Source organism: Terriglobales bacterium (genome assembly GCA_035454605.1).
In the GTDB taxonomy this organism is placed as follows: domain Bacteria; phylum Acidobacteriota; class Terriglobia; order Terriglobales; family Acidobacteriaceae; genus DATMAB01.
In genome coordinates, this window is record DATIGQ010000087.1 from 1 (window position 1) to 9,975 (window position 9,975).

The 9,975-nt window shown below is 65.2% G+C and carries 11 protein-coding genes and 1 pseudogene; 6 read left to right on the top strand and 6 right to left on the bottom strand.

The features are described 5' to 3' along the window. Positions 1–456, bottom strand: a 456-nt coding sequence (locus VLE48_06430; protein HSA92632.1) for an isocitrate/isopropylmalate family dehydrogenase, incomplete at its 3' end; no start/stop codon positions are given. 121 nt (positions 457–577) lie between these two features. Here VLE48_06430 and VLE48_06435 point away from each other — a divergent pair. From VLE48_06435 to VLE48_06455, 5 genes are all read left to right on the top strand, one after another. After that, positions 578–1,636: a glycine cleavage T C-terminal barrel domain-containing protein gene (locus tag VLE48_06435; GenBank protein ID HSA92633.1), complete on the top strand. Its 1,059-nt coding sequence runs from the start codon at positions 578–580 to the stop codon at positions 1,634–1,636. A 96-nt stretch (positions 1,637–1,732) separates the two neighbouring features. Next, positions 1,733–2,320: a DUF1844 domain-containing protein gene (locus tag VLE48_06440; GenBank protein HSA92634.1), complete on the top strand. Its 588-nt coding sequence runs from the start codon at positions 1,733–1,735 to the stop codon at positions 2,318–2,320. Then, positions 2,317–3,087, top strand: a complete 771-nt coding sequence (locus VLE48_06445) for an MBL fold metallo-hydrolase (protein ID HSA92635.1) — start codon at positions 2,317–2,319, stop codon at positions 3,085–3,087. The genes VLE48_06440 and VLE48_06445 overlap by 4 nt, the downstream gene beginning before the upstream one ends. A gap of 3 nt (positions 3,088–3,090) precedes the next feature. Continuing rightward, positions 3,091–4,047, top strand: a complete 957-nt coding sequence (locus VLE48_06450; GenBank protein HSA92636.1) for a bifunctional riboflavin kinase/FAD synthetase — start codon at positions 3,091–3,093, stop codon at positions 4,045–4,047. Between the two features lie 35 nt (positions 4,048–4,082). Next, complete coding sequence (locus VLE48_06455; GenBank protein ID HSA92637.1) at positions 4,083–5,333, top strand: MFS transporter; 1,251 nt, start codon at positions 4,083–4,085, stop codon at positions 5,331–5,333. Between the two features lie 3 nt (positions 5,334–5,336). On the opposite strand, the gene VLE48_06460 is transcribed toward VLE48_06455, so the two are convergent. The 5 genes and pseudogenes from VLE48_06460 to VLE48_06480 form a co-directional block, all read right to left on the bottom strand. Then, entirely contained in the window at positions 5,337–6,290 is a 954-nt protein-coding gene (locus VLE48_06460; GenBank protein HSA92638.1) for a DMT family transporter, read from the bottom strand. Next, a pseudogene (locus VLE48_06465) lies at positions 6,274–6,453 on the bottom strand (glutaredoxin domain-containing protein). Before VLE48_06465 ends, VLE48_06460 begins: the two are co-directional and overlap by 17 nt. Positions 6,454–6,542: 89 nt before the next feature. Continuing rightward, entirely contained in the window at positions 6,543–6,947 is a 405-nt protein-coding gene (locus tag VLE48_06470) for an OsmC family protein (protein HSA92639.1), read from the bottom strand. Positions 6,948–6,983: 36 nt separating this feature from the next. Further along, positions 6,984–7,343, bottom strand: a complete 360-nt coding sequence (locus VLE48_06475) for a four helix bundle protein (protein ID HSA92640.1) — start codon at positions 7,341–7,343, stop codon at positions 6,984–6,986. A 56-nt stretch (positions 7,344–7,399) separates the two neighbouring features. Next, positions 7,400–8,860, bottom strand: a complete 1,461-nt coding sequence (locus VLE48_06480) for a cation diffusion facilitator family transporter (protein HSA92641.1) — start codon at positions 8,858–8,860, stop codon at positions 7,400–7,402. A 90-nt stretch (positions 8,861–8,950) separates the two neighbouring features. On the opposite strand from VLE48_06480, the gene VLE48_06485 reads away from it, so the two are divergent. Further along, a partial coding sequence (locus VLE48_06485; GenBank protein ID HSA92642.1) for an NAD-dependent epimerase/dehydratase family protein occupies positions 8,951–9,975 on the top strand: 1,025 nt, incomplete at its 3' end.

A 9,975-nucleotide genomic window follows, 5' to 3' on the forward strand; every position in this document is an offset into this window, starting at 1 on the left:
GATGGCGACTTCGTCCGCTGTCCCCTGCTTGAACACCCCACCCATGTCCACGTACAGCCCCTCGGTGTTCTCGCGGATCACGACGAAGTCGATGTCGGAGGGCTTGCGGTCCTTCAGCGGGCACAGTGACGCGTCCAACACCTTCACCGGCCGCACGTTGGCATAGAGGTCCAGCCGGAAGCGCATGCCCAGCAGGATCTCCCGGGCATGGATATTGGAAGGTACTCGCGGATCGCCGAACGCCCCCACGAAGATGGCGTCGTACTCGCGCGCCAGCATCTCGTACCCGCCCGGAGGAACGGTAGTACCGTCTTTCAGGTAGCGCTCCGCGCCCCAGTCGAGTTCCGTGAACTCCACCGCCGCGCCCGTCGCGCGCACTACTTTCACCGCCTCGGCCACCACTTCCCTGCCGATGCCGTCCCCGGGCAGGACTGCGATCTTCTTGTTTAAAGCCACGGTCCGTGAAGATACCAGCTTATGTTCCCTGGGGAAACCGGTGCCTCCGGCGCCCCTCTGGACCCGGGGGCATAGGGGGAGGGGTACCTCTCCCAGTCTTGGCTATAATCAAGAATTGCTCATGCCGCGCACGCCCCATTTGTACGAGAGACTTGCCGCCTCCGGCGCCCGCTTCGGTGAGTATCACGGCCTGGAGACCGCGGCCTCTTTCGGTTCGCCGGCCGCGGAATACTCCGCCCTGCATTCCGGTTGCGGCCTGTTCGACCTTGCCTGGCGCACCAGCTTCGTCGCCCGCGGCGAGGACCGCGTGCGCTGGCTCAATGGCATGGTCACCAACAACGTCCGCGACCTGCCCGTAGGCCACGGGGCCTACAGTTTCCTGCTCAGCCCGCAGGGTCACATCCTGGGCGACATGGTGGTCTTCAAGCGAAGCGACGATGTTCTCATCGAGACCGACGCCGAGCAGGCGCCCAGGCTGCGTGAGCTGCTGGACAAGTACATCATCATGGACGACGTCGAGCTGGGTGACGCGGACGCAGTCTGTCGCATCGGTCTCGAAGGTCCGAAGTCGGCTGAAGTTCTGCGTCTCGCCGGTCTCCATCCCGGCGATTTGCAACCTCTTGAGATGCGGACCGTCGAGAGCACGCCCTTCGGCTGCACTTTGGTCCGGAATCGCTCCGCCTCCGGCTACGAAATCTGGCTCGCTGCGGAGAATGCCGTCGCGGCATGGGACGCGCTGGTCGCTGCCGGAGCCACGCCGGTCGGATTCGAGGCATTTGAGATCTGGCGCGTCTCTCAAGGCATCCCTCGCTACGGCCTCGATATTCGCGAGCGCGACCTGCCGCAGGAGACCGAGCAGCATCAGGCCCTGAATTTCACTAAAGGCTGCTATGTCGGCCAGGAAATCGTGGAACGCATCCGCTCCCGCGGCCAGGTGCACCGCAAATTTACCGGCCTTGTCATCACCGGCCCGACACCGGCGCCCGGAACCAAGGTTTCAGCTGCCGGCAAGGAAGTCGGAGAAATCACCAGTGTCGCCCGCATCCCCGCCACCAACGGCAGCTCCCGCACGCTCGCTCTCGGCTACATTCGCCGGGAAGCAGCCGAGCCGGGCGCCGTGGTGCAGATGGACAGCGCAGAGGCCACTGTGGCGGACCTGCCGTTTCAGGAGGCTCAATAGCTCGAATTGGTAATTTTGTAATTCGGTAATTTCGCTCCTTCAGACGTCAGCAGATTGCGCGATTACCAAATTTCCCAATTGCCGAACTTAGGTCCTATGTCTGAAAAGAAAAAGCAGCCCGAATTCGTCGTCACCGACCGCCGCAAGTTCACCACCGAAGGCGAGCGCCGCGAGCCAGAGGCCGCAGCGGAAACCGCCGCGCCCGTCGAATCGCCGCCGCAGCCGGCGCCGCAAGCGCCCGCTCCGCCTGCGGCTCCACCCCAGGCAGCGCCTCCGCCCGAATCAACAGCCGAGGTGCCGCCTCCGCCCAGCGCGGCCGAGCAGGCCACCAGTCGCGACGCGTATCGCGCCTCCGGCCGGCAGCTCGATCCCTACATGGATTTGCGCGGCCGCCGCCCCGAAGACTTCGAAATGACGTTCGAGAAGCTGGTGGCTTCCCTCTACATGACCGCGCTCATGCAGCTCGGGCTGATGCACGAGGAAGGTCGCCGCCCGGTCGCCGATCTGGTTGGCGCCCGCCAGACCATTGACACCCTCGGCCTGCTCGATGAGAAGACCCGCGGCAATCTCAATGCGGCGGAACAGAATCTGCTCGAGCACTCCCTCTACGAGCTCCGCATGGCCTTCGTCGAAGTCACCAAGCAGTTCACCAAGACGCCCCCTGGAGGCGAAGGCGCCTCGTGAAGGCGGTTCTCACGGTGCTGGGCAGCGGGACGTCCATGGGCGTGCCCACCATCGGCTGCCGCTGTGCCGTGTGCACCTCGTCCGATCCTCGCGACCGCCGCACGCGGCCCTCCGTGCTGATCGAGTTCAACGGCCGCGTCGTGCTCATCGACACCACGCCCGATTTCCGCGAGCAGGCCATCCGCGAAGGCATCGACCGCATCGACGCCGTGCTCTACACCCACGGCCACGCCGATCACATCCTCGGCCTCGACGATCTGCGTCCGCTCAGCTTCCGCTGCCAGGGCCGTATCCCGCTCTATGCGCACCCGTCCACCGTGGAGCGCTTGCACTCCGTCTTCCGCTACATCTTTGACGACGACTACAAGTACGGCAGCCTGGCCCAGGTGGAGATGCAGACCATCGCCGGCGCCTTGGAGCTGTTCGGCGCCCGCTTCGAACCGGTGAAAATCATGCACGGCGACGCCGAGATCTACGGCTACCGCTTCGGCTCCGCCGCCTATCTCACCGATTTCAGCGAGATCCCGGAAGAATCCTTGACCCGGCTGGAAGGGCTGGACGTCCTCTTCCTCGATGCCCTGCGTCACAAGCCGCATCCCACCCATTCCACGGTGGAGAATTCTCTGCGGCTGGTCGAACACCTGCGGCCTCGCCGCGCTTTCTTCACCCATATCTCGCACGACCTGCCGCACCAGGAGACCAACCGTACGCTGCCGCCGCATGCCCAGTTGGCGCATGATGGCTTGAAGCTGGAGTTCGAGATCTGACCCATGCGCACTTTCCACGGGCTCGACGACCTACCCTCGGACTTCGGGCCCGCCGTGGTTTCCGTCGGCAACTTCGATGGCGTCCACCGCGCCCACCAGGAAGTGCTCCGCCGCGTGGTGGAACGGGCCCGCGAGCGCAAGGCGCGCTCGCTCGCCGTCACCTTCGAGCCTCACCCGATGCGCATCCTGCGCCCGGACATCGCCCTCAAGCTGCTCACGCCCACCGCCGTCAAGCTGCGCCTGCTCGCCCGCGCCGGTCTCGATGCCACGCTCGTCCTTCCCTTCACTCGCGACCTCTCGCTCACTCCGCCGCAGGATTTTGCGCACCAGATCCTCGCCCGCCGGTTGCGTGCCGTCGAGGTGCACGAAGGCGCAAATTTTCACTTCGGTCATCGGGCCCAGGGCAACGTCGAGCGCCTGGCTGAGTTCGGCCGCAAGTTCGGCTTCGACGTGGTCATCTATCCGGAAATGCGCGTCCGCGGCGAATCGGTCTCCAGCAGCCGCATTCGCGAGCTGATCCGTGCCGGGCAGGTCTCGCGCGCGCGCCGCCTGCTCGGCCGCGTGTTCAGCATCATCTCCACCGCCGGGCGCGGCCGCGGCTACGGTCACAAGTTCACCGTCCCCACCATCAACCTCAGCCGCTACGATGAGCTGGTGCCGGGCGACGGCGTGTACATCACCCGCACCCGCGTCGGCGAAGTCACCTTCGATTCCGTCTCCAACGTGGGCATGCGTCCCACTTTCGGTGGCGACTCCTTCGCGGTCGAGAGCCACCTGCTGCACTTCGAGGAGATGGACATTTCCGCCGAGACGGAGGTCGAGGTGGCCTTTCTCTTCCGCCTGCGCCCGGAGATCAAGTTCCCTTCGGTCGAAGCCCTGCGCGAACAGATCGCGCGCGACATCGGCCGCACCCATCGCTACTTCGCGCTGCTCGAGCGCCACGCGCCCACCGCTCCCTGACCGTGCCCGACCCGGCTGCTACAATCCCGCCTTCCATGACCGAACGCTTCGCTGCACTGCGCGAGATCACTGCCGGCCAGCGCCGCACCCTGGTCGCTGCCGCCTTGGGCTGGATGCTGGACGCCTTTGACGTCATGCTCTACGCCCTGGTGTTGGCCTCGGTCATGGGCGAGCTGGGCATGACCAAGGCGCAGTCCGGCCTTCTCAACACCCTCACGCTGGTGGCCTCGGGCATCGGGGGCGTGCTGTTCGGCTTCGTCGCCGACCGCATCGGGCGCAAGAAGGCCCTGATGCTCAGCATTCTCACCTATTCGCTGTGCTCGCTGGGCTCCGGCTTCTCCACTTCGGTGCTGATGCTCGCCGTCTTCCGCTTCGTCCTCGGCCTGGGCATGGGCGGAGAGTGGAACACCGGCGCCACCTTGGTCGCCGAGACTTGGCCCACGCACCTGCGCGCCAAGGCCATCGCCATCGTGCAAAGCTCGTGGGCCATCGGCTTCGCGCTGGCCGCACTCGTGGTCTGGGTGGTGATGCAGTTCTACGACTGGCGCACCGTGTTCTTCGTCGGGGTGTTGCCCGCGCTGGTCATCCTGTGGATCCGCCGCGACGTCCCCGAATCCGAAATGTGGCTCAAGCGCCACGCCCATGTGTCATCCGCAACCGAGGCTCCACCTCCCGCTCCCCTGGCGGAGATCTTCTCGCAGCCCTACGTCGGCAAGACCTTCGCGCTGCTCTTCCTGAATTTCTTTGGCATGTTCGCCTGGTGGGGACTGTTCACCTGGGTGCCGGCATATTTGACGCTGCCCCTGGATCAGGGCGGGCGCGGCTTCAGTGAATCGGAGAAGACGATTCTGCTCGTGATCCTGAACCTCACCGGCATGCTGCCCGGCTACGCCAGCTTCGGCTGGGTGGCCGATTCGCTCGGCCGGCGCCGCGCCTTCATGCTCTACACCTTCCTGGCCGCGCTGCTGGTGCCGCTCTACGCCATGGCGCAGAGCTTCTGGACGCTGCTGTTGCTGGGCACGCCCGTGGCTTTTTTCGGAACCGGATTCTTCTCCGGCTCGGGCATCATCGGCAGTGAGATCTTCCCCACGCGCGTGCGCGCTCGCGCCCTGGGATTCACTTACAACGGCGCGCGTACGCTCAGTTCGGTTTCGCCGTTCGTCATCGGATGGGCCGCGGAGACGCGCGGGCTGGGCGGCGCATTCATGCTCTGCGCCGGCTCCTTCCTGCTGGCTTCGCTGGTCGCGACGCGCTTGCCGGAGACCAAGGGCAAAGCGCTCGAGTAGCCTCTAAGGCGCGTGCTCGGCCGGAACCCGCCTCGTCCGCTCCGGCATCTGCACCAGGATGGTGGCCGCCAGCACGATCACCATGCCTGCGGCCTGCAGCCATCCGAAGGCTTCGCCGAGGAACAGCATGGCCAGCAGGATGGCAAACACCGGCTCCAGGCAACTGGTCACCACTGCGCGCGTCGCATCCAGGTGGTGCAGTCCGGAAAAGTACAGCGAATACGGAATCAGCATGGACACCAGCGCAAACACCCCCAGGAAGGCCCACTGCTCGCCGGAGTATCCGGCCGCGGCGATCTTCCACGGCGGGTTCACTACCAGCCAGAACAGCGAGCAGCCCAGCAGCGTGTACGTAATCACTCTCCAGCGTTCCTGGCGCTCGAGCAGGAAGCGTCCGCCCACGTTGTACAGCGCGAAGGAAAAGGCCGCACCCAGCGCTGCGGCCACGCCCAGCAGGTCGGCGCGGAACTCGGAACGGCCGAACAGGCCGATGGCCAGCGCGCTGCCGGCCACCGCCATCGCCACACCGCCGCTGCGCGCCGGCGTCGGCCGGTCGAGCCGCCGCGCCAGCATGTAAAGCAATACCCAGATCGGAGCGGTGTATTGCAGGATGATGGCCGTGGCCACCGTGGTGCGCTCGATGGCGTAGTAGTAAAAGAAGTTCGACCCGGCGACGCCGGTCGCGCCCAGGAGCATCGCGCGCAGAGCGTCCCCGCGCGGCATCCGGAACGCGGCCCGGCCGCCGAGCGCGAAAAGCACCAGCGCCAGCACCAGCACCGAAAGCGTGGTCCGCGCCTGCGAGAGAATCAGCGGGTCCAGCTTCCCAATGCCTTCTCCGCCCAGTAGGCGGCCGGTGAACACCGCCTTGCCGAGAGTCGCGGAGAGTCCCCAGCAGAACGTCGCGGCTGCGACGTAGAGGTATCCGCGGACAGGGTGGGCTTTAGAGGAGCTGGTCAAGACGTTCGCGGTCGAACCCAATGATCACCGTTTCGCCGATGACGATGGTGGGAGTGCAGCGGCTGTGGTACGTGCTCACCAGCTCACGCACCGCTTCGGCGTCGCGGGTGACGTCACGGTCGCTGTACTCGATGCCTCTCTCCGAGAGGTAGGCCTTCAGCGCGTGGCACGGCGGTCAGCCGGGTTGAGTGTAGGTCACGACTCGCGGGTCGGTCATGCGGCTCCAAAGACTAGCAGAGGTTCTGCGCGGACTCAATCCACGTACTCGATCTCACTGGTGATCCTGGCCGTCTTCTGCAGCATGGCGGAGACGGAGCAGTACTTTTCCTTCGACAGTCGCACCGCGTCCTCCATCGCCTTCTTCGTAACCTTGCCGCTCACGGTGTAGACGAGGTGGATAGTCTCGTACACGGTAGGCGGCTCCTTGGCACGCTCCGCTTGCGCCCGCACCCGCAGCGCGGTGAAGGGTTCGCGCTTCTTGCGCAGGATGCTGACCACGTCAGTGGCCGTGCACGCGCACAATCCGATCAGCACCAGTTCCATGGGTCCGGGCGCGGTGTTGCGTTGGCGATCGGAGTCGATCGCGAGTGCGTGTCCGCTCGAGGCCTGACCCACGAACCGCTCACCGTCAATCCACTGAACGTTTGACTCAACCATGGGTGGATTTCCTCATTTGTTCATTCCCTCATTTGCTCATTTGCCCGTGCGTTTGAGGGTGTGATGCGAGGCCGCGAAGATCGCCAGGAGTTCGTTGGCCTCACGCAACAGTCCATCCATACGCTTGGCGGGGACGATGCCGGTGTCGACAAGCAGTTCGAGCCAGAACACCGTCTCATCGGCTTCCTCGACGACCACTCCCATCTTCGAGACGAAATCGGGACGCGAGCGTGCCCGGCAAACTGCACGGTAGTTCGCCGCCACGGAGGTGCCAGAACGCAGAAGCTGGCGGCCCATGGTCCGGGCATCGTCCCTCGCCGGAAGAGAGCGGTAGAGATTCACGATCCGGATTGCGAACTTCTTCGTCCTTTGCTTCAGCTCTTCGGCTGGAACCATCTTTCAACCATCGACTTCGCAGAATGAACAAATGAGCGAATGAGTAAATGAAGAAATCATCTTCTGTTGTCCGTACTAGGTTCTGGATGAATGAGGACCTTGAAAAGTTCCGGAGCTTCCTGCTTGAAGCGGATTTCGAGCGCGGTGATGACCTCGTGCATGCGGTCGAGGGGTAGTTCATCGGGCAGGGTGCAGTGGCAGGTGACGTGCGTCTTGCCGCGCACGTTCTTCACCACGATCTCATGCATGTCCAGGATTTCGGGGAATTCGTGCGCGATGCGGCGCAACCGCGCCTCCATCTCCGGATAGCTGGCTTCGTCGCCCGGCTCGATGGTGGCCGGCTCACTCTCGATATGGGTGAGGATGGAAGAGATTTCCGGCACCTCGTCGCGCACCTCGGCTTCGAGCTGCGTCACCAGGTCGTGCGCCTGGCGCAAGCTGAGCTTCTCATCCAGTTCCAGGTGGAGTTCGACGTGCAGCCGCCCGCGCAGGTCTTCCACGCTCACGTCATGCACGTGCAGGTTGTGGCGCGCGGCTACGGCGCGCACGCGATCGAAGATGTTCTCGCCGCCCGCAGGCCGCGGAATGGAGCGCACCACCACGTCGGCGTCCGGCAGCACCCGCTCGACCGCGGCCGTGACTTCGTCCACCAGTTGCTCGGAGCGCTGGAAGGTGACGTTGCGCGCCATGCCCACGGAAAGGTCGGCAAAGTAGCGGTTGCCCGCGCGCCGGATGCGGACCCGGTCCACCTCGAGCACGCCCTCGACCTGCGCCACTTCGTCCAGAATGCGGTTGCGCGCTCCGGGAGGAGCGGCGTCGAGCAGCGCGTCCAGCGTCCGCCGCGCCAGCCGCCCGCTGACGAACAGGATCAGTCCCGCCACCACCAGCGCCGCAATGGGATCGGCCTTGCGCAGCCACGGCATCTCCAGACGGTCGGCCAGTCCCACCAGCGCCAGCCCCACCATGACGACGCCCACCTGCCAGATGTCGGTGCGGAAGTGAAGCGCGTCGGCATCGAGCGCCTCGCTGTTGTACTTGCGCGCTACGCGCAGCAGGGCGCGCGAGCGCCACCAGTCAATCACCATGCTCACGAATAGCACCGCGAACGCCGCCACCGACGGCTCCACGTGCACTTCGCGCAGGAACAGCCGGCCGATGGCCTCCCACACGATCCAGGCGCAGGCCAGGAGCAGGAACGCGGTCTCGATGAACGCCGAGAGGTTCTCGAACTTGCCGTGCCCGTATTGATGGTCGAGATCGGCGGGCTTGTCTGAGACGCGCACCGAGAGCAGCGTCATCACCGTCATGACCAGGTCGAACCCCGAGCTGGCGGCTTCCGAAAGGATGCCCAGGCTGCCGGAGGTGATGCCCACCACCAGCTTGCCCACAGTGATGACCAGCGCGGCGAACACCGAGGCGCGAGCCACCGAGTATTTTTCGCGCCGCATGACCTCCATGGCGGGGTCGGTCGGCGCCGCAGGCGCGGGACTTTTCTCGGCTTGGATCGTTGCCGGCACGACGAACCATTATCCGCTGGCAACGCTTCCGGGGCTAGCGCCGGCACGGCCACCGCACCAAGCCCTGTGCTAGGATGGCCTCTTTCCCTGATGCCCCCGGTTTCCGCATCCACCGTTCTCGTCACCGGGGTGGCCGGCAACCTCGGCCGGCGCCTGGTTCCGCAGCTTTCTGACTTCCACATCGTGGGCGTGGACATGTTCGAGGCGCCGGCGGACATGCCGATTACGCGCTTCGAGGTCATCGACCTGGGGGACGAGGCTTCCTGTCCGCAACTTGTCTCCCTGCTGCGGGAAACCAACCCGTCCGCCGTGGTGCACCTTGCCTTTGTCATCGACCCGCAGCGCGCCGGCGTGCTTGAACTCGATCCCATGTGGCGCATCAACGTGGCGGGAACAGCGCGGGTGATGGAGGCCATCGCCGAATACAACCGCAGCGGCGGCGCCGTGCGCCGCTTCATCTATCCCAGCAGCGTTTCCGCCTACGGTTCCGACCTGCCGGGCATGGTCACCGAGGACTTTCCGCTTGCCGGCCACACCCTTCCCTACGCCGTGCACAAGCATGAAGCCGACGAAGTGGTGCGCCAGCGCGCCTTCTGGCTGGGGGCCTGCAGCACCTGGGTGCTGCGACCGCACATCTTCGCCGGCGCGAGCGTGGAGAACTACCTGGTGGGGGGATTCCGCGGCACGCCCAGCGGCGCGGGCCGACTCGGAGCCTGGATGCGCACGCGCGGCTGGCGTTTGCCTTTCCCCGTGCCCTTCGGCGACCGGTATCTGAAGATACGCTTCCAGTTTGTGCATGTGGATGATGTGGCGCGGCTCATCGCCTGGATCCTCCGGCGCACTGATCCCGGCCCACCGGTGACGACTGTGAACGTCGCCGGACGGGGCGAGCCGCTCACGCTGGAGCGCTGTCTTCAGATCGGCAACAACCGCATGGTGCGCGTGCCCGGCCGGTGGGGCGTCAGAAAAGTTCTCTCCCTGATGTGGAATCTCGGCATCTCGGCCGTGCCCCCGGAGGCCATGCCCTACATCACCAGTTCCTACTTGATGGATCTCACCCGCCTGCGCGAATTGCTGGGCGCGGATTTCGAGAACGTCATCCGCTACACGGTCGA

Excerpts from the sequence above, each read along its gene's own strand:
- VLE48_06435 (HSA92633.1), top strand. The coding sequence starts at position 578 with ATGCCGCGCACGCCCCATTTGTACGAGAGACTTGCCGCCTCCGGCGCC.
- VLE48_06440 (HSA92634.1), top strand. The coding sequence starts at position 1,733 with ATGTCTGAAAAGAAAAAGCAGCCCGAATTCGTCGTCACCGACCGCCGC.
- VLE48_06450 (HSA92636.1), top strand. The coding sequence starts at position 3,091 with ATGCGCACTTTCCACGGGCTCGACGACCTACCCTCGGACTTCGGGCCC.
- VLE48_06455 (HSA92637.1), top strand. The coding sequence starts at position 4,083 with ATGACCGAACGCTTCGCTGCACTGCGCGAGATCACTGCCGGCCAGCGC.
- VLE48_06470 (HSA92639.1), bottom strand. The coding sequence starts at position 6,947 with ATGGTTGAGTCAAACGTTCAGTGGATTGACGGTGAGCGGTTCGTGGGT.
- VLE48_06475 (HSA92640.1), bottom strand. The coding sequence starts at position 7,343 with ATGGTTCCAGCCGAAGAGCTGAAGCAAAGGACGAAGAAGTTCGCAATC.